This window comes from Polaromonas sp. P1_F2 (assembly GCF_056405735.1).
On sequence record NZ_JBFUBN010000002.1, the window covers coordinates 458,209 to 476,241 of the forward strand.

The following is an 18,033-nucleotide window of genomic DNA, read 5'->3' on the forward strand; positions in this document are numbered from 1 at the left end:
CATGGTGATGCCCAACACCGCGGGACGGCCCGCGGGAAAAAACGAGTTCAGGCAGCTGCGCCTGGACGGCGTGAGCCGCAGCTTCGGAGGCGCGCACGCGCTGGAAAAACTCTCGCTGACCATAGAGCGCGGCGAATTCATCGCGCTGCTGGGCCCCTCGGGCTGCGGCAAGTCGACCGCGCTCAACTGCATGGCCGGCCTGATGCCGCTGTCGGACGGCAGCATCTGGCTGGATGAGCGGCGCATAGACACCCTGCCGCCCGAAAAACGCGGCTTCGGCATGGTGTTCCAGAACTACGCGCTGTTCCCGCACCTGTCAGTCAGCCGCAACGTGGGCTTCGGCCTGAAGATGCGCGGCGTGCCGGCGGCCGAGATCGACCAGCGCGTCGCCGCGGCCCTCGATACCGTGCAGCTGCAGGCCCATGCCCACAAGCTGCCCGGCCAGCTGTCGGGCGGCCAGCAGCAGCGTGTGGCGATCGCGCGTGCCATCGTGATCGAGCCGCCGCTGATCCTGATGGACGAGCCGCTGTCCAACCTGGACGCCAAGCTGCGCATTGAAATGCGTTCCGAGATCCGCCGCATCCACCGCGCCCAGGGCTGCTCCACCGTCTACGTGACGCACGACCAGGACGAAGCCCTGGCCATGGCCGACCGCATCGTGGTGATGAAGCTGGGCGTGGTGCAGCAGATCGGCACGCCGCAAGAGGTGTTCGCGCGGCCGGCCACGCTGGACATCGCGCGCTTCATGGGTTACCGCAATGTGCTGCCGGTGCGGGTGGCTTCCGCCAACGGCGCGGGGCTGAACCTCGAAGGCCCCGGCGGCGTGCAACTGGCCGGTACCGCCATGCATACGCTGCAGCCCGGCCCGGCCATGGCAGCGATAAGGCCCGATGAATTGATCATCGGCGACGGCCCGCAGGCTTTTCCCGGCGTGGTGGAAACCGCCGAGTATGGCGGCCGCGAATGGCTGCTGCAGGTCAGGACCTCGTTTGACGATTTGCTCTATGTGCGCTCCTCGCGCGTCGTCGCGCCCGGCGACCAGGTCATGCTCTCGGCCCCGGCCGAGCGCGTGCTGGTCTATGCAGGGGATGCGTGAGATGAGCGCGATGACCCTGCCGCCGCAAGGCGCCGCGCGGCGCCCGCCTTTCGACCCGGCCGTCATGCTGGTGGCGCCCGCCGCCGCGCTGATGGTGATGTTTTTCGTCTATCCCTTTGCCTACGGCCTGCTGCTGTCCTTCCAGCCGCAGCAGGGCGGGGTGTTTGAGAACTACATCCACTTCTTCCAGACGCAGGATTTGTGGAGGACCATAGGCAACACCATGCAGCTGGCGCTGCCGGCCACGCTGATCAACATTGCCTGCGCGCTGGGCATTGCCTATGCGACGCGCGCCAAGGGCCCTTACCAGCGCTTCCTGTCCACCCTGCTGGTGGTGCCGCTGACCCTGGGCACGGTGCTGATCGCCGAGGGCATGCTGACTTACTTCGGCCCGCAGGGCTGGCTGGCGCAGACGCTGCGCTGGCTGCATCTGTATGAGGGCTCGATACGGCTCACGCACAACTACTGGGGTGTGCTGATCTCGCTGATCATCACCGGCTTTCCGTTTGCCTACTTGCTGATCCTGTCCTACATCACCGGCATAGACCCGGCGCTGCCGCGCGCCGCGGCCACGCTGGGCGCCGACGGCTGGAACCGCTTTCGCCACATTTACCTGCCGCTGCTCACGCCGGGCCTGGTCATGGCTTTCTGCCTGTGTTTTGTGCAGGCCTTCTCGGTCTTTCCTTCGGCGGTGCTGCTGGGCTCGCCGGCCGGCACCACGCGCGTGATCGCGATTGCCGCCTATGAAGCGGCCTTTGAGCAGTACGACTATTCGCTGGCCTCGGCCGTCGCCATGATCATGGGCCTGGTCCAGCTGGCCATCGTGGTCGCGGCGCTGGGCCTGCGCTCGCTGTTCTACCGCGGCCCGGTGGCGGGAGGCAAGGGATGAGCGCGATCAGCACACAACAGATGCACGAGAAAGACCCGCTGCGCGACCGCGCCTGGCGCGCCCTGGTCTGGGGGCTGATAGCCTTCTTCCTGGTCAACGTCGGCATGATGATCCTGGCGGTGGGAACCAACTCGGTCGCCACGCGCTGGTTGGGCACCTGGCTGCCCGAGGCCTACACCCTAGGCTGGTACGTGTCGGCCTGGAAGGAGTTCCAGCTGGGCCATGTGCTGGTGGTCACGGTGGTGGTGGTGTTCTCGGTGGTCTTTTTGTCGCTGTTGATCGGCGTGCCCGCCGCCTACACGCTGGCGCGCAAGGACTTTCGCGGCAAGAAGCTGCTCACGCTGCTGTTCCTGCTGCCGCTCATGGTGCCGCCCATCACCTACGGCATTCCGCTGGCCACGGTGATGTACCAGCTGCACCTGGCCGGCACGCTGCCGGGCGTGATCATCGCCAACATGATCCCGGCCTTGCCGTTTGTGATCCTGGTGATGACGCCCTTCGTCGAGCAGGTGGACACCAACATCGAATCGGCCGCACGCGTCTTCGGCGCCAACACGCGGCAGATGTTTCTCTATACCCTGGTGCCCTTGCTGGCGCCCGGCGTGCTGGCGGCGGGCCTGCTGGTGCTGGTGCGCACGGTGGCGATGTTCGAGCTGACCTTTCTGGTCGCCGGCCCCGACACGCAGACCCTGGTGGTGGCGCTGTATTACGCGGTGTTCGCCGCGGGCGTTCGCGCCGGCCAGTCGGTGGATGCCATGGCCATGATCTACATGGCGATCACGGTGCTGTGGTTGCTGATTGCGCTGCGTTTCGTCAACCCGACGCAGCTGGTCAGCCGCGTGAAGGAGCATCCGGGCAAGGCTTGATTCGCTGAATAGGCGCCTGCAAAAAATTTCCGTTGGTGGAAATTGGGCACGGAAACAGCTGGGCTGTTCTCCGTGCTTTTTTTTTGTCCGGGAAGATCATTCAAGCGCCGGTTCGACAGCCTCCACTGCCGTAGCGCTGACCCGTTGCATCAGCCCGTGCTGCAGGCTGAACACCTGGAGCTGTTCGGCATAAGGCATGAGCATCTTCTCTTCCGTCGCGATGCCCACACCCAGCAGGCCGGCCATTTTTTCCTTGCTGACCTGGCCCTGCGCCAGCAGTTCGTCCACGATGCGCAGCAGCAGGGCCGAGTCGGCCTTGAGCAGCGCCTGGGCGCGTGCATAGGCCTGCGCCAGCAGGGCCTCGATCTCGGCGTTGGTCGGCGCTACGTCCGTGTTGAGATTTTCATCGGTGCTGTCGGTTACGTCGGTGCGGCTCAGCCGGTTGCCGAAGCCGAAGTGGCGCACAAAGCGCGCGGCCAGGGCGGTGGCGTTCTTGAAGTCGCTTTCGCTGCCGGTGGTGCTGGCGTCCTCGCCGAACACCAGGGTTTCGGCGGCGCGGCCCGCCAGGCCCACGCAGAGGCGGTCCAGGCAGCTTTGCCGGGACTCGGCTTTCAGGCGCACATAGCTGTTGTAGCCGCCCTCGAAAGAGGCCACGTTGATCTTCACCTCCTGCGGTGCGTGGCCGAACAGCCGGCCGTAGGCCAGGCCGTGACCGGCCTCGTGCACGGCCAGCAGGGCACGGAAGTCCGGGCTGGCGCGCTGCTTGAGCTGGTTCAGGTCCAGCGGCACCGGGTAGGCGATGCCGGGGCCGCCGGCCTGGCCGAGGTCGATGCGCAGCGATTGTGTGGCTGTGTCCAGGCTGACCTGCAGCGTGGCGCCATCCGGCACGCCGTGCTCGAAAGCCCACAGCACGGCATTGACCAGCGGCGCGCTCAGGATGGCGTGGATGGACGAGAACAGCGGGCGTGTGCCCTGGGCCGGAAAAACCGCGTTGGCATAAATGCCTTCGTACACCGATTCATGCAGGTCAAACGACAGTCCGGCGCTCGCCTGCATTTCGTCAACATATCTGGCGCAGGTGCTGCGGATCAGCCGCTCGTACGTAGACTGGCTCAGCGACGGGTAGATCACATGGTTGTTGCCCAGCCGGGCGATCTGCTCGGGCTTGAAGCGCTCTCCCAGGGCCTTTTTGACGTCGATGAGCGACAGCTTTTTTGTCAGTGCGTGAAAAATGTCTGCGTCGGTGTCGCAGTCTTCCACGCGTTTGGCAGTGCCTTCGTACATTTCGTCCAGGTTGCCCGAGACAATGATAAGCAGGCGGCTGTAATCCGTTTCCCACGAGTCGGTGGATGCCCTGAACGCCAGCATGCGCTCTTGCAGTTGCTGAGGCGTCCAGGTCATCACTTCCTGCAGGGGCTCATTGATCTTGAGGCTTTGTTTGAACTCCTGGGCCTGGTAGGGCGAGAGTTTGAACTTCATTTTTTTGGGTGGAGCACCATCCTTTGCGGGCTTTTCATCCGCCTGCTCCTCGCGTTCAAGCTCGTACTGCGAGAAAGCCAGTGACTCATCAAGTTCCTGCAGAAACGACAGCGATGGCGGCAGGCGTCCGTCGGACAGCAGTTGCCACACATCCTGGTAGCGCTTGACGGCGACATCGTCGCCCTTCTCGTTGACGGTGCGAAAGCGCTGGAATTCGTCCAGCACCAGCATGCCGGGCTCGCTCTCGGCGACGCCGGACTCTGCCAGCATGGCGCTGATGGAGTCGGCGCTGCGCCAGCTGCTGCCGTTGCTGAAGCCGTCCATCTGCACTTCGACAAAGCGGTCGTAAAAGCCCAGCTTTTGCGCCAGGCGGCGCGTGAGCTGCGTCTTGCCGGTGCCCGTCAGGCCCCAGAGGCAGACGATCACCGGGCGGCGAATAATGTGCGGCAGCACATACCAGGCGCGGATCGATTCGATCACCCGGTCGATGATGTCGTCAATGCCGAACAGCTCGGTCTTCAGTTCGGCGGCAACCAGTGCCAGGTGGGCACTGCGTTCTCGCATGATTTCGGGCGGCACGCGGGCTGCGGCCACCGTTTCGGTTGTCATATCGTTCTTCATGTCAGTCAATCAATTTTTTAAGGGCCTTGTGCAGGGCCACGGTTTCAGCACGGCGGTTGGCGCCGGTGCTGCGAATATGTTTGCCCGCGCCGGACGTGATGGCACGCTGGGCGAGGGCCCGCACCACGGGGTTGCGCGGGGCGGGCAGTTGCAATGTCAAGGCAAGCGGCTGCTTCATGCGCCGCAAATGCTTGACCTTGCCGTCGGCGAAGTCACGGGAAAAAGTTTTGGCACTCATGTGCACGCTCCAGAAAGCAAAAAACCCCGGCGAAAAAATCAGCCTGGGGTTCGCGGAGCGCGCTTCACACGTGAAGGCACGGCACCGACTGCCCGCAGGGCTGGGTATGGTTGGCACCACATCCAGCCGGGGGCAGTGGAGGGTGCGTCAGGTGTGAGTGAACAAAGTCATGGGTCTTGGTGGCTTCAAGGTGTTGACCGCGCAAGGTTATTCGTTACGCGGCGGCTCAAAGCAAGGAACGGATTCTGAAGAGCCCGCGCGGGCTTGGCAAGTTTTATGCGATGGTTTTTCGCAATGTGTTGTGAAAATCAAACCATGGGCGGCGAGTGCAGGTAGAGGATTGGGCTTGTTGATTACGAACTCCAAATGCCTGGCGTTGCCGCTGCGGCGCCTGTCAAAGTGCGTCACTTTTTGTCCCACCCCAGAATGCCCATGGCAATGTCGGGCCAGATAACTGTGGCCAAGCCGCACATCCCGAAGATAAGGTTCAACACCAAGGCTGTCCATCCCGTGATGTAGCCGGAAGGCGGGCGGCCCTCCCATCCGTATTCGATCCGGCCGGAAAATTGCTGGATTAGCGCGCCCACCATCATGTAGACGCCGACTCCGCGTGTTCCGGCTTTGGTGCTCACGAACAAAAATAGCAAAACGACCACAAGAAAAGCCGCGAAGCCCAACAGACTAAATTCGTTGGAATCGTTGGCCTGAGCCTTGTCGGACTTCAAGTGTTCGCGCATTGTTTATGGCTAGTCGTTGCCGGCTTGTATTTGGAACTCAAGTATGTACTCGTCGAGCCAGATTGTCTTGATGGTGAGGCCGAGTGGGATCATTGCGATGCGACGTTGCTGGTCGTGAGCAGGCTGCCTGTGGCCACTTCTTCGACGGAGGGGTTAGACAGCTTGATCATCGATGAGCTCGAGCAACTCGCCTGCGCTCCTGGAGACTGCGCCAGTCCCCTGCGCCAGCAGCGCAACTTTGGGCCGCATTGAATGGATAAATGCCCGAAGTGTTTTTTGAACTGAGGCCCCAAGGTACAACTCGTGTCCTTTTTCCGGAACGAACGACCCGCCAAGATCGATGAGTGATTCCATTGCCGCGCGTTGAGACCAGGGGTCACCGTCACTCAGGATTTGCTGGATCTGCGGCAAGGCAGCCAGGACGACCGGATAAAAAGTGCCTGCGTGATTGTTTCCCATTGCCCAAAGGAATTCGTCGCGGGCCTCTTCCGAAGACTGTTGGTCGTGGGCATTGCGCAGCGCCTCAATTGCGCTTTCGACGCTACCCTCGTCATTGGACTCGGGCTGGGGAAATTGACTGAAATCTAGCGGTTCCATCCAGGGTAATGTATGCCGCAATATGCAATTCAATCTGGCCTCTGCAGTTTGATCTGGACATCGGGTCCATCCAAAACCGGCTTGCGGGCGAACGCTAGCCGCTGATTCGGCTTTTTCGCGCGCTTCAGCGCCGTGACGACACCACGATGCCGCCCACGATCAGCACAAAGGCCAGTGCGTGGTAGAGGTGAGGCAGTTCGCCGAGGAAGGCCGCCGAGAGCAGGGCGGCGAACAGCGGCGTGAGGTTGGAAAAGAAACCCGCAATCGCAGGCCCGACGCGCTGCACGCCCATGCCCCAGCAGCGGTAGGCGATCACCGCGGGTCCGACGGCCACGTAGGCCAGGGCCGCAGCCAGCGGCCAGCCCCATTGGATGTGTGCATCCGTCACGGCCCATTCGCCGGCCGCGAAAGCGCCCGACCAGGCCAGGCCGAACACGATTTGCGCCAGCAGGAAAGCCGCCCAGTCACTGCGGATTTCCTTGGGCTCTTTCGGCTGCGACAGCAGCCAGCTGTAGAAAGCCCAGGCCAGCGTGGCCAGCAGCACATAGAGATCGCCGGGCACCAGCTGCACCTGCATCAACAGCTCCCACCGGCCGCGCGAGAGCACCACCAGCACGCCGGCAATCGACAGCACGGCGCCGGCGACCTGGCGCCGCGACACGGCCTGGCCGAAACACAGTGCACCCACCAGCAGCATCCAGATCGGCACGCTGGAAGCCACCAGCGTGACGTTGAGCGGGGTCGAGGTCTTGAGCGCCAGGTATTGCAGCGCGTTGTAGCAGCCCACGCCCAGCAGTCCCAGCACCGCGAAACGCTTCCAGTGGGGCCACAGGCTGCTGCCGGGTTTGAGCAGGCGCCAGGCCAGCGGCAGGAGGATCACAAAGGCCAGGGCCCAGCGCAGGAAATTCAGCGTCATGGGCGGCACCAGGCCGGTGACCAGCCTGCCGACCACGGCATTGCCGGCCCAGAGCATCGGAGGGATCACCAGCAGCGAGGCGGTGGCGGGCGTCAGGCGTTGAGTCATGCGGTCGACTTTACCAAGCGCCACCTTTTGCCGCGTGCGGGCCGGCCTTAGTCCCTGCGGCCTCTTCGGATTCATGGCACCATGGCGGCCACGCTTTTCGCTTTTGTTTTTTACTTCTCCCTCTGCAAGGAACACCCATGGCCTCCTATCCCTCCAAAGCCGTACACATCAACCAGCACGGCGGCCCCGAAGAACTCACGCTGGTGGACGTGACGGTGGGCGAGCCCGGCCCTGGCGAAATACGCATACGCCACAAGGCTGTGGGCCTGAACTACATCGACGTCTACCAGCGCAGCGGCGTCTATCCTTTTGCCATGCCGCTGCAACTCGGCATGGAAGCCTCGGGTGTCGTCGAGGCCGTGGGCGAAGGCGTCACGCACCTCAAGGCCGGCGACCGCGCGGCTTATGCCAGCCAGCCGCCCGGCAGCTATTGCGAGCTGCGCGTGATGCCCGCCAAATGCGTGTGCAAGCTGCCCGATGCGATCTCCTTCGAGACCGGCGCGGCCATGATGCTCAAGGGCCTGACCACGCAGTACCTGCTGCGCCGCACGCAGCCGCAGGGCGGCCTGCAGGCCGGCGACTTCGTGCTGTTCCACGCGGCGGCCGGCGGTGTGGGTCTGATCGCCTGCCAGTGGGCCAGGGCCATGGGCCTGCAGCTGATAGGCACGGCCGGCTCCCACGAGAAATGCGCGCTGGCCCTGTCGCAGGGCGCGGCCTTCGCGATCAACTATGCCAAGGAAGACTTCGTGGCCCGTGTCAAGGAGATCACCGGCGGCAAGGGCGTGAAGGTGGTCTATGACTCGGTCGGCAAGGACACCTTCCTCAAGTCGCTGGACTGCCTGCGCCCCTTCGGCCTGCTGGCCAACTTCGGCAATGCCTCGGGCAAGACGCCGCCGCTGGACATCGGCCTGCTGGCCGCCAAGGGATCGCTGTATGTGTCCAGGCCCACCTTGTTCACCCACATCGCGACCCGCGAGGTCACGCAGGAAATGGCCGACGAACTGTTCGCCATGGTGACCAGCGGCAAGGTCAACATCCCGATCGACCAGCGCTTTGCCCTGGCCGACGTGGCCGAAGCGCATCGCGCGCTGGAAGCCCGCAAGACCACGGGTTGCACCATCCTGACGCTGTAAGCGGAAAAAACCTGTGTAAAGCCGGGGGCCGCGTTCAACGCAAGCCGCGGTGCATGCGTTACAAGGAGTCGCAGGAGAAAAACATGCCCACAGCGACGATCACCCAGGCCGGCCTGTTCGCGGCCTTGCTGGCTGGCCTGGCCGGCCCCGCGGCGCAGGCCGAGGGACAGCTTGAAGCCGCACCCCCGACGGCCAGGATGGCCGACACCTGGCGCGCCGCCTCGCGGCTGGGCTATGCGCCCACGCCGGATTCGGCGCAGGCCGCGGCGGCCTCGCCCCGCGCCTGGGCGTTGCGGCAGCTGGACGCGGCTTATGCCGCCAGCAAACGCCCGCCAACGCTTCCCGCCGAACTCGCCGGCATTAACGCACCGCTCAATGACATCGCGCGCAGCTTCCGGGCTGAGCAAGAGGCGCGCAGGACGATGCGCGAAAAAACCGCCAAGCCCGGTATGGCCGCCGCGGCGGGCGCGGGGGATGAAAAATTCAGCCGCGAGATGGCCCAGGACGCCGCCGCCTGGCGCCTGATGTCCTGCAGCGATCCGGCACTCGAAAACCCGCTGCTGGCGCGCATGACCGAGTTCTGGTTCAACCACCTCAACGTTTTTGTCGGCAAGGGCCCAGTGCGCCCCTTCGTCGGCCACTATGAAATCAACGTGATACGCGCCAATGCCCTGGGCCGCTTTGAAGACTTATTGCTGGCCAGCGCCAAACACCCGGCCATGCTGTTCTACCTGGACCAGGCGCAGAGCAACAGCCGCGGCCTCAACGAAAACTATGCGCGCGAACTGATGGAGCTGCACACCCTGGGTGTGAACAGCGGCTACACGCAGAAGGACGTGCGTGAACTGGCGCGCATCCTGACCGGCTGGACGGTCAACCTCAAGGACGGCGAAGGCTTCCGTTTCGCCGAGCGCCTGCACGACAAGGAAGGCAAGGTCCTGCTGGGCCGCACCTTCGGCAACGAAAGCATGGCCGAGGGCGAGGAGGCCATACGCTACCTGGCGCGCAGGCCCGAGACCGCGCGGCGCGTGGCCACACGGCTGGCGAGTTTTTTTGTTGCCGACAAACCCCCGGCCGCACTGGTCGACAAATTGGCCGCCACCTTTACGGACACGCAGGGCGACATCCGCGTGGTGATGCGTGCCCTGATCGAATCGCCGGAATTCTGGGCCAAGGACAAGCAGCTGTTCAAGACGCCGCTGGACTTCGCCTGCTCGGCGCTCACCGCGACCGGCGGCGTGAAGCAGCGCCGCGACATTGTCCAGACCCTGGGCTTTCTCGCGCAGGCCGGCCAGCCCATGCATGGCTGGCAGACGCCCGACGGCTACAAGACCGACGCGAACACCTGGCTCGCGCCCGAGGCGCTCACGCGGCGTGCCGACTATGCCATGGGCCTGGGCCAGCGCATGGCCGAGCCGGCTTACCTCAATGCGTTTTTCAGTGTCGCGACGCGTGAGCGCATCGCGCAGGAACCCGCGCAGATGCGCACCGGCCTGATGCTGGCGAGTCCCGATTTCATGCGTAAATAAACCGGCAGCGAGAACCCCCATGAGCTCAAACCAATCTTCGTCGCTCAAGCTGCTGCAACGCCGCGGCCTGCTCGGCATGGGCGCCTTGTCCGCCTTGTCTCTGGCCGTGCCCGGCGTCTGGGCGCAAGCCGTGCCTGGGAGCCTGAACAACGGGCGCCTGGTCGTCGTTTTTCTGCGCGGCGCTTATGACGGCCTGTCGGCCTTTGTGCCTTATGCCGACAAGGACTACTACGCCCTGCGACCCAATATCGCGATTGCGGCGCCCGACGGCACGGCGCAGACCGCGATCAAACTCGACAAGACCTTTGCCCTGCATCCCGCGCTGGCCCCCTTGTTGCCGCTGTGGCAGCAAGGCGTGCTGGGCTTTGTGCCCGCGGCCGGCCTGCCCGCGCCGAACCGTTCGCACTTCGACGCGCAGTACCAGATGGAAATCGCGCAGGGCGGCAAGACCAGTAGCGCGCCCGGCTGGCTCAACACCACGGCGGGTGTTGGCAAAAGCGCCGCACCGGGTGCGGTCGCATTGGGCGTGGGCGAGGCCAATCCCGCCATCCTGGCCGGCCAGGCCGCCGCCGTCAGGCTGATCCCGCGCGGCCAGTCGGCCGAACGCACCGGCGTGCTGGCCAACGACAAGACCCGCCAGGCGCTGATGGATTTGTACGCCGGCGACGACAAGCTCAGCGAGGCCTTCCGCCAGGGCGCGGGCAGCCGCATGCAGAGCGCGCAGGAGCTCACCGAGCAAAGAACCGCCAGGGCCGAAAAGATGGCGCAGGACGCCAAACGCATGGCCGACAGAAACCTGGACCGCGACGGCACGCCCGCGAACCAGCAGGCCCTGAACGCCCAGATGCTGGCAGCCAGCAATGGCGCGTCTGACCCGGTGGGGCTGCAGCTGGACGCGCAGCACCTCGGCACCTTGATGCGCAACGACCGGAAACTGCGCCTGGGATTTTTGTCGGCCGGCGGCTGGGACACCCACGCCAACCAGGGCGCCGCCACCGGCCAGCTCGCCAACAACCTCGGTAACCTGGCGCGCGGCATCGCGCAGCTGCGGCAGGATTTTTCCGAACCCGGTGACGTGGTCGTGGTGATGAGCGAGTTTGGCCGCACCAGTGCGGAGAACGGTACCCGTGGGACCGACCACGGCTTCGGTAACGCTATGTGGCTTATGGGGAGTCGGGTTGCTGGTGGGCGGTGGCATGGGCAATGGACGGGTCTTTCGCAGCTTAATGAAGGGCGGGATCTGCCTGCGCATCATGACTATCGGGCGGTGTTGGCGCAGGTCCTTCGCGGGACCTTTGCGTTTGGGGATTCGCAACTTTCCGAGGTGTTGCCCGGGGCCAAGTGGGATAAGCGGTTGGATGGGTTGTTTAATAAGGCTTGATGGAGCCTGGTCTTGCTCCTGCGGTGCGCTCTCTGCTGAGGGCGGTTGGCCGGGGGTAGCCCGGCGGCTACTCACTTTTCTTTTGCTTCGCCAAAAGAAAAGTAAGCAAAAGAAAAGGCGACCCTGGTTGCTGCGTCCCTTCGCTTCGCTACGGGCAACCTGCGGTGCTCGGTCCAGACGGGGTCAAAAACAACTCGCTTCGCTCAAACAAGTTTTTGCCCTGATCCGTCTGGCCCTGCGCTCCTCGGCGCATCCACAAGGGGTGGGGAAGGAATACCAATACCGAATACCTGAGGAAACAAGGACTCGCCATGGCGAGTCCTTGTTTGTATTGGTGTTGGTTTCTTTGTCTTCTGTTCCCGCTCCCGATTGCCCCGTCCTGGCTGGGCCGAGGAGCGCAGAGACAAGCGGATCAGGGCCGGCGTTGTCTGAGCCGAAGGCGAGTTTAGCCGGACCCCGCTTGGCTCGAGCACCGCAGGTTGCCCGAAGCGAAGCGTAGGGACCCAGACTGCGGGTCGCCTTTTCTTTGGTGACTTTCTTTTGGCGAAGCAAAAGAAAGTTACTTGCCGCCGGGCAACCCCCGGCCAGCAGAACCAAGCAGAAAACACACTCACAACAAGCCCACCGAAGTAAACTAAAACCCAACCCCAAGAACCATGACAACCCCCCCTTACGACCAGCAGTGGCTACGTACCCTCCGCGCAGGCGCAACCGTACCCCCGTTACGCCCACGAGTGCCGTTGTGGGCCGGCGAATCCATGATCGGCTCAGTAGAACCCGGCTTCTTCCACAAGCTGGCCCTCCACACCATGACCGACGGCGACCACCCCCTCCTCAAGGAAGAGCGCCCCGGAACCTTGGGCTGGCGTGTGATGGGGGACGTCACGACCAGCCTGAACAAGATCGCGGTCGCGCTGCACGAGGCGGGCCTGGCCGGCGCCTGGCGTGACGAGCAGCTCGCGGTGCCGGACCAGTTCGGCCACCGCAAGGGCACGGTGGAGCGCGCGGCGGTGCGGCCTTTGGGCATCACTACGCTGGCGGTGCACCTGGTGGGGCAGTCACCGGACGGGCGCTTCTGGGTGCAGCAGCGGGCTTTCAACAAATCCAACGACCCGGGCCTGTGGGACACGCTGATGGGCGGCATGGTGTCGGCTGCCGACACGGTGGAAACCGCGTTGGTGCGCGAGACCTGGGAAGAAGCCGGCCTGCACACGGCCCAACTGCAGGCCATGCGCTACGGCGGGCGCCTGGCGACGCGGCGGCCGGCTACGGACGGTAACGGCGCGGGTTATGTGGTGGAGGACATCGACTGGTATGTCTGCACCGTGCCCGAAGACATGGCGCCGGACAACCAGGACGGCGAGGTCGAGCAGTTCCGCCTGATGGAGGCCGGCGAACTGGTGGCTGCCCTGCAACGCGGCGAGTTCACGACCGAAGCGGCGCTGATTCTTTCAGACGCCATGGGCCTCACGGCCTGAGGCGTTAGAACAAATTCTCAGACTTGGTCGGTCAGTGCGGAAGCGCGCAGCCGGTTGGGCGCGAGCGCGCCGGCCGAGTCGAGGATAGGGTAGGCGATCGAGCAGATGTGCGAGTTGATGCGCTTGAGTTCGCTGATCAGGTCGATGTGCAGCGAACTGGTCTCCAGGCTTTGCACCGTGTTGGCCGAGAGCCGGCCCAGGTGGGTGGTGGCGTAGGCGCGCTCCAGGTCGCGGAAACGGGCTTTTTCCTCGAGCAGCTTTTGCGCGTCGCGCACCGTGCCGTTGAGGAACACGCTCATGCCCAGGCGCAGGTTGTCCACCAGGCGCTCGTGCAGCTCGACGATCTCGGCCATGCCGGCCTCCGAGAAACTGCGGCCCGGCTTGATCTTCTTGTCCTCGATGTCGATCAGCACGCGCTCGATGATGTCGCCGATCTGCTCCATGTTGATGGTGAAGCTGATGATGTCGGTCCAGCGGCGGCTTTCTTCCTCGGCAAGCGCCTCGCGCGAGATCTTGGTCAGGTAGTACTTGATCGACGAATACAGCTCGTCGACGGCGTCGTCCATCTTGCGCAGGTCTTCGGCCAGCTTGAGGTCGTTGTTGCGTATGACCTGCAGTACGCCCAGCAGCATGCTCTCCACCACGTCGGCCTGGTGCAGCGCCTCACGCGCCGCGCAGGAGATCGCCAGCGAAGGCGTGGCCAGCGCGGAAGGGTCCAGGTGTTGGGGCCGGCCGCCGGCCTTGTTCTTTTCGGGCTTGGGCAGCAGTTTTTCGACCCAGCGCGCGATCACCTGCGTCCAGCCTATGAAGACCGCGCCCACCAGCATGTTGAAGGCCAGGTGGAACAACACGACCACGGTGGCCGCCTCACCCAGGTAGGGCCGCACATGGCGCAGCCACAGGCCGATCAGGGGCGCGGCGATCACGATGCCCAGCAGCTTGAACAGCAGGTTGCCCAGGGGCACCTGCCGCACTTCCACGGGCGAGCGCAACGTGGTCAGTACGGCCAGCAGGCCGCTGCCGAGGTTGGCGCCCAGCACCAGGCCCAGCGCGACGTCGATGGGGATCACGCCCGAGGCGGCCAGCGTGGCCGTGAGCAGCACGATGGCCAGGCTGGAATACGACACCACGGCCAGGAAGGCGCCGGCGGTGATCTCGAGCAGCAGGTCGCTGCTCAGCGAGGCCAGCAGGGCCTTGACGGCCGGCGCCTGCGTGAGGACTTCGGTGGAGGCCGTGACCAGGCGCAGCGCAAGCAGCATCAGGCCCAGGCCTATCAGCACGCGGCCCACGCGGCCGACGTTGGTGTCCTGGCGCGAGATGAACAGCACCACGCCGACAAAGATGAAAAGCGGCGACAGCCAGGACAAGTCAAAGGAGAACACCACGGCCATCAGGCTGGTGCCCACGTCCGCGCCCAGCATGACGGCCAGCGCCAGCGGCAGGGTGACCAGGCCCTGGCCGACGAAGGAGGAGACGATCAGCGAGGTGGCGGTGCTGGACTGCACCAGCGCCGTGACGCCTATGCCCGAGACCGCGGCGGCAAGCCGGTTGCTGATGCTGACGGCCAGTACGTGGCGCAGGTTGGCGCCGAAGACGCGCAGGATGCCGGTGCGTACCAGGTGGGTGCCCCAGACCAGCAGCGCGATGGCCGCCAGGAGATTCAACAAATGCTTCATGCGGTGATTGTCCGTTCTACAGGGCCCGGGCGATGTGCCGCAGGTGTCAGGGGAGGCAGGGGAGGCAGGGGAGGCAGGGGAGTCAACAGGCTTTCGAGGCCGGTCATCAGGTGGTAAAGCGAGGAGGCCGGCGAGGGCGCGAGGTCGAAGCCGCCGTCTTCCCGCTGCCATTCATGCCAGAGGCCGGGCACGCCGGTGGCGAGGAAACGCGTCAAGCCGGAATAACTGCCGGCCGCGGCGGCCTGGAAAGCCCCGGTCCCGGCCGTGTCGCCCATGCCTTGCGCGGCGAACAGCAGCGAGGTCCTGAGCCTCTCGGTCTGCGCCCACAGCCGCGCCCGGCGGTCCACGGGCTGGCCGGCTTCGTTGACGGCGAACAGCGCGACCTGGCGTGCGGAGTCAATGCCGAAGCCGCGGCCGAAGGCCTCAAGCGCGATGGCTTCGCGGCTTGCTTCAATGCCCAGCAAAGCTTCGGCCTGGAGCAGCAGGTAAGCCCATTCGAACTGGTGGCCGGGTTCGTACAGGCGCTCACGGGGCTCGCCCAGCGGGGCCCAGCCGGCCGTGAAAAGCTCACCGACCGCGCCGTTGGCGGGGTTGATCAACCGTGTGGTGGCCAGCTTGCACAGCGCCAGGGCCGCCGCGCGGAACCCGCCCTCAACCCCCAGGGCCACCCAGGCCAGCAGGGCTTCGAGCAAATGCATGAGCGGGTTGGATTTGAGGATGGGCTGATGCGGCAAGCCGTCGTAATAGCCGCCGCCCTCATGCGCCAACGCGGTGTCGATTTGCCGCAGCAGGGTCTGCGCGGTGTCCAGCAATGCTTGCGGCCGGCCTTCGGCTTCATAGGCATGGGCCAGCGCGAACAGCACAAAAGCCTGGTCGTAGAGGTCCACGCTTTCGTCGGTGGTGTCCAGCGTGCTGCGGAACAGGCCGTCGGGCCGGGGATAACGCGACAGCATGAAAGTCAGGCCGTGCCGCATGGCCGCCTGCCAGGGGCCGGTCCAGCCGAGGGCGCCGGCGCGGGCATAGACATAGGTTTGCCGCGCCTGCACCCGCACGCGCACCGGCTTGCCGATGGCCTGGCCGTCCTGGCCCAGCTTTTCATGGAAGCCGCCTCCCTCGTGGTCCGCGCCGCGCTCCCACCACAGGGGCAGGGCAGACTCAAACAGCCAGTGTTTTGCGTGTCGGCGCGTGTCGGCAAGAAAGGAAGGGAAGGACTCAGGGGGCATCAAGCGTGGCGGAATAAAAAAGCGAGTTCTACGGTCAGGTGCTGGTCGTCGGGTTGCTGCAGCGCGGCCTCCAGCAGCGGCAGGCGCGCGGTGACGAGTTGTGCGGCCATGTGCAGGCGTTCGCCGACGTCGGGGGTGGGATTGTCGCCGCTTTTCGCCAGGCCGACGGCGACCACGACCGTGAGCAGTTCGGGCAGGGCCGTGGATGCTTCGGGCTGCTGCGCCGGCTGGCCGGCCCAGGGCGGCAGGCTGGCGTCGCGCACCGGGCGCGCCGCGGCGAGTGCCCGCAGCACGGCGGCGCACAGCGCGGCGTGGTCGCGCGGCGAGGCTTTGGCCTCCTGCGCGCGGGCGACCAGGCCGGCATGCTGCTCCAGCACCTGCCAGAAAGCCTCGTCGATCGCCTGCTGGCGCGCGATCAGCGCGCTGCCGGCTTTGGCCGCCAGGGCGTGGCGCAACAGCCAGTAAAAGGCATTGGTGAAATGCTGCGACGGATGTTTCGGGTCGCTTTGCTGCAGGAAGTAGTCGGCGATCGGCTGCAGTTCAAAGTGCAGGGTGCGGTAGGCGGCGTCCGGCAGCACCGCGACGGCCGCGGCTTGCTGCGCGACCTGCAGCGTGGAGAAGGTGGCCTGGGCCGTCGAGTCGATCAGGTGGTGCAGCTTGTGCAGCGTGCCGGCCTCGTTGCGCGGCTCGGCCTGCTTGACCAGGCTGCTGCCGACATCCTGCAACAGCCAGTGCGCGCCGCGCTGCAGGTTGAAGCCGAAGGTGCGCAGTTCGTCCTTGAGCGCCAGCTGCACGGCGGTGCGCGTCGGCTGGACGCTGCGGGCCGGGCGGGCGGTGGGCAATATGTTGTGTGTCATGAAAATCCCATCAATGGTTTACGTTAGCATGACAGCCGGACGGAGAGGGCCTGAAGCCTGATTTTGCACCCCAAACCGGCCTAAATTGACCAAATTGGCCAAATCGGTCACTTCCCCAGAATCAGGAGCCGCCTTGCCCAAACCCGCGAAAACCCCAGCCGAAGGCAAAGCCGCCGCGCAGCCGCAAACCGTCGCGGCCGAAGCGGACGCGCCGCTCGCGGGCGCGGGGCCCAGCCAGCGCAACAAGCGCATGCGCCTGCGCGTGGCCTGGATGTATTTTGTCGAGGAGATGACGCAAAACGAGATCGCGCAGCGGCTCGGCATAGGCCGGGTCACCGTGGTGCGGCTGCTGTCCGACCTGCGCGAGCGCAACGAGATCAAGTTCAGCATAGAGACCGGTGTGCCCGAATGCATCGCGCTGGAGCGCGAGCTCGAAAAACTCTTCGGCCTGGGCGAGGCGGTGGTGGCGCCGGTGTCGGATGCGGACATGGATGCCACCGTTCCCATCGCCGCGGCCACCGGCCAGTACATGGCCGGCCTGCTGCGCCCCGGCATGCGCATAGGCCTGGGCTGGGGCCGCACGCTGCATGAGTCGCTGCGCTTCATGAGCGAGGCGCCGGTCGCCGACCTCGGCGTGATTTCACTGCTGGGCGGCATCACCAAGGTCAGGCGCTTCAACCCTTCCGAGTTCGCCTGGCGGTTTTCCAGCCTGTTCCAGGCCGAGTGTTATCTGATGACGGCGCCCGCCGTTGTCGATTCCCCGCAGACGCGGCAGACGCTGATCGACCATTGCGGCCTGGGCGAGGTCTTCGACAACGCCAAACTGCTGGACGCCGTGCTGGTGAGCGTCGGCGACGTGTCGCCCGAGGGCACGGCCTACCGCTACGGCGTGATGCCCGAAGAGCTGCGCCGCCGCGTCGTGAAAATGGGTGCGGTTGGCGATCTGCTGTTTCACTATTACGACCGCAAGGGCGAACTCATCAATGACCCTGTCCAGGGCCGCGTGATGTCGGTGCCCGTCGAGACGCTCAAGGCCGTGCCGCAGCGCATCCTGGCCTCGGGCGGTGTCGGCAAGGCCGAGGCCCTGCTGGGCGCCTTGCGCCTGATGAAGCCCACCACCCTGATCACCGATGAACACGCCGCCAGGGCGCTGATCAAGCTCGCCGGCCAGGCCGGCTGAAGCGCCGGCCCAGGCCTCTCCCACCTTTC

The 18,033-nt window shown here is 65.1% G+C and carries 16 protein-coding genes; 8 read left to right on the top strand and 8 right to left on the bottom strand.

Annotated features, from left to right (window positions below; all coding sequences use genetic code 11):
* The first annotated feature begins 1 nt into the window (after position 1).
* The 3 genes from AC1D0O_RS06110 to AC1D0O_RS06120 are packed head-to-tail and all read left to right on the top strand — an operon-like array spanning position 2 to position 2,851.
* A complete protein-coding gene (locus tag AC1D0O_RS06110; RefSeq protein ID WP_477652644.1) occupies positions 2–1,096 on the top strand; it encodes an ABC transporter ATP-binding protein in 1,095 nt (364 codons plus the stop codon).
* 1 nt (position 1,097) lies between these two features.
* On the top strand, positions 1,098–1,985 hold the full coding sequence (locus AC1D0O_RS06115; RefSeq protein ID WP_477652645.1) for an ABC transporter permease: 888 nt from the start codon (positions 1,098–1,100) through the stop codon (positions 1,983–1,985).
* The gene (locus tag AC1D0O_RS06120) at positions 1,982–2,851 is read left to right on the top strand and encodes an ABC transporter permease (protein ID WP_477652646.1); all 870 of its coding nucleotides are present in this window, start codon (positions 1,982–1,984) and stop codon (positions 2,849–2,851) included. The genes AC1D0O_RS06115 and AC1D0O_RS06120 overlap by 4 nt, the downstream gene beginning before the upstream one ends.
* A gap of 96 nt (positions 2,852–2,947) precedes the next feature.
* On the opposite strand, the gene AC1D0O_RS06125 is transcribed toward AC1D0O_RS06120, so the two are convergent.
* From AC1D0O_RS06125 to AC1D0O_RS06145, 5 genes are all read right to left on the bottom strand, one after another.
* Positions 2,948–4,939, bottom strand: coding sequence for an AAA family ATPase (locus AC1D0O_RS06125; protein ID WP_477652647.1), 1,992 nt, complete (start codon positions 4,937–4,939; stop codon positions 2,948–2,950).
* A 13-nt stretch (positions 4,940–4,952) separates the two neighbouring features.
* Entirely contained in the window at positions 4,953–5,189 is a 237-nt protein-coding gene (locus AC1D0O_RS06130; RefSeq protein WP_477652648.1) for a hypothetical protein, read from the bottom strand.
* 404 nt (positions 5,190–5,593) lie between these two features.
* A complete protein-coding gene (locus AC1D0O_RS06135) occupies positions 5,594–5,926 on the bottom strand; it encodes a hypothetical protein (protein ID WP_477652649.1) in 333 nt (110 codons plus the stop codon).
* Positions 5,927–6,079: 153 nt separating this feature from the next.
* Positions 6,080–6,523, bottom strand: a complete 444-nt coding sequence (locus tag AC1D0O_RS06140; protein WP_477652650.1) for a hypothetical protein — start codon at positions 6,521–6,523, stop codon at positions 6,080–6,082.
* A gap of 124 nt (positions 6,524–6,647) precedes the next feature.
* Complete coding sequence (locus AC1D0O_RS06145) at positions 6,648–7,547, bottom strand: DMT family transporter (RefSeq protein ID WP_477652651.1); 900 nt, start codon at positions 7,545–7,547, stop codon at positions 6,648–6,650.
* A gap of 137 nt (positions 7,548–7,684) precedes the next feature.
* Here AC1D0O_RS06145 and AC1D0O_RS06150 point away from each other — a divergent pair, with 137 nt between their 5' ends.
* From AC1D0O_RS06150 to AC1D0O_RS06165, 4 genes are all read left to right on the top strand, one after another.
* Positions 7,685–8,680: a quinone oxidoreductase family protein gene (locus AC1D0O_RS06150; RefSeq protein WP_477652652.1), complete on the top strand. Its 996-nt coding sequence runs from the start codon at positions 7,685–7,687 to the stop codon at positions 8,678–8,680.
* An 83-nt stretch (positions 8,681–8,763) separates the two neighbouring features.
* Positions 8,764–10,209, top strand: coding sequence for a DUF1800 domain-containing protein (locus AC1D0O_RS06155; RefSeq protein ID WP_477652653.1), 1,446 nt, complete (start codon positions 8,764–8,766; stop codon positions 10,207–10,209).
* A gap of 19 nt (positions 10,210–10,228) precedes the next feature.
* Positions 10,229–11,590, top strand: coding sequence for a DUF1501 domain-containing protein (locus tag AC1D0O_RS06160; protein ID WP_477652654.1), 1,362 nt, complete (start codon positions 10,229–10,231; stop codon positions 11,588–11,590).
* A 656-nt stretch (positions 11,591–12,246) separates the two neighbouring features.
* Positions 12,247–13,068 carry an NUDIX hydrolase gene (locus tag AC1D0O_RS06165; protein ID WP_477652655.1) on the top strand — a complete coding sequence of 274 codons (822 nt, stop codon included), beginning with the start codon at positions 12,247–12,249 and terminating at the stop codon, positions 13,066–13,068.
* A 17-nt stretch (positions 13,069–13,085) separates the two neighbouring features.
* Here the strand turns inward: AC1D0O_RS06165 and AC1D0O_RS06170 are convergent, their stop codons facing one another.
* Genes AC1D0O_RS06170 through AC1D0O_RS06180 form a run of 3 tightly spaced genes read right to left on the bottom strand, consistent with a single transcriptional unit; the run spans position 13,086 to position 16,824 of the window.
* Positions 13,086–14,744, bottom strand: coding sequence for a Na/Pi cotransporter family protein (locus AC1D0O_RS06170; protein WP_477652656.1), 1,659 nt, complete (start codon positions 14,742–14,744; stop codon positions 13,086–13,088).
* Positions 14,741–15,967, bottom strand: coding sequence for an AGE family epimerase/isomerase (locus AC1D0O_RS06175; protein ID WP_477652657.1), 1,227 nt, complete (start codon positions 15,965–15,967; stop codon positions 14,741–14,743). Before AC1D0O_RS06175 ends, AC1D0O_RS06170 begins: the two co-directional genes overlap by 4 nt.
* The gene (locus tag AC1D0O_RS06180; RefSeq protein ID WP_477652658.1) at positions 15,967–16,824 is read right to left on the bottom strand and encodes a hypothetical protein; all 858 of its coding nucleotides are present in this window, start codon (positions 16,822–16,824) and stop codon (positions 15,967–15,969) included. The genes AC1D0O_RS06175 and AC1D0O_RS06180 overlap by 1 nt, the downstream gene beginning before the upstream one ends.
* A gap of 133 nt (positions 16,825–16,957) precedes the next feature.
* Here AC1D0O_RS06180 and AC1D0O_RS06185 point away from each other — a divergent pair, with 133 nt between their 5' ends.
* Positions 16,958–18,004 carry a sugar-binding transcriptional regulator gene (locus AC1D0O_RS06185; RefSeq protein ID WP_477652659.1) on the top strand — a complete coding sequence of 349 codons (1,047 nt, stop codon included), beginning with the start codon at positions 16,958–16,960 and terminating at the stop codon, positions 18,002–18,004.
* Positions 18,005–18,033: the final 29 nt, after the last annotated feature.

What these genes read in the sequence shown, in the direction of transcription:
- AC1D0O_RS06110 (WP_477652644.1), top strand. Translation starts at nt 2, where the DNA reads ATGGTGATGCCCAACACCGCGGGACGGCCCGCGGGAAAAAACGAGTTC.
- AC1D0O_RS06115 (WP_477652645.1), top strand. Translation starts at nt 1,098, where the DNA reads ATGAGCGCGATGACCCTGCCGCCGCAAGGCGCCGCGCGGCGCCCGCCT.
- AC1D0O_RS06120 (WP_477652646.1), top strand. Translation starts at nt 1,982, where the DNA reads ATGAGCGCGATCAGCACACAACAGATGCACGAGAAAGACCCGCTGCGC.
- AC1D0O_RS06125 (WP_477652647.1), bottom strand. Translation starts at nt 4,939, where the DNA reads ATGACAACCGAAACGGTGGCCGCAGCCCGCGTGCCGCCCGAAATCATG.
- AC1D0O_RS06130 (WP_477652648.1), bottom strand. Translation starts at nt 5,189, where the DNA reads ATGAGTGCCAAAACTTTTTCCCGTGACTTCGCCGACGGCAAGGTCAAG.
- AC1D0O_RS06135 (WP_477652649.1), bottom strand. Translation starts at nt 5,926, where the DNA reads ATGCGCGAACACTTGAAGTCCGACAAGGCTCAGGCCAACGATTCCAAC.
- AC1D0O_RS06140 (WP_477652650.1), bottom strand. Translation starts at nt 6,523, where the DNA reads ATGGAACCGCTAGATTTCAGTCAATTTCCCCAGCCCGAGTCCAATGAC.
- AC1D0O_RS06145 (WP_477652651.1), bottom strand. Translation starts at nt 7,547, where the DNA reads ATGACTCAACGCCTGACGCCCGCCACCGCCTCGCTGCTGGTGATCCCT.
- AC1D0O_RS06150 (WP_477652652.1), top strand. Translation starts at nt 7,685, where the DNA reads ATGGCCTCCTATCCCTCCAAAGCCGTACACATCAACCAGCACGGCGGC.
- AC1D0O_RS06155 (WP_477652653.1), top strand. Translation starts at nt 8,764, where the DNA reads ATGCCCACAGCGACGATCACCCAGGCCGGCCTGTTCGCGGCCTTGCTG.
- AC1D0O_RS06160 (WP_477652654.1), top strand. Translation starts at nt 10,229, where the DNA reads ATGAGCTCAAACCAATCTTCGTCGCTCAAGCTGCTGCAACGCCGCGGC.
- AC1D0O_RS06165 (WP_477652655.1), top strand. Translation starts at nt 12,247, where the DNA reads ATGACAACCCCCCCTTACGACCAGCAGTGGCTACGTACCCTCCGCGCA.
- AC1D0O_RS06170 (WP_477652656.1), bottom strand. Translation starts at nt 14,744, where the DNA reads ATGAAGCATTTGTTGAATCTCCTGGCGGCCATCGCGCTGCTGGTCTGG.
- AC1D0O_RS06175 (WP_477652657.1), bottom strand. Translation starts at nt 15,967, where the DNA reads ATGCCCCCTGAGTCCTTCCCTTCCTTTCTTGCCGACACGCGCCGACAC.
- AC1D0O_RS06180 (WP_477652658.1), bottom strand. Translation starts at nt 16,824, where the DNA reads ATGACACACAACATATTGCCCACCGCCCGCCCGGCCCGCAGCGTCCAG.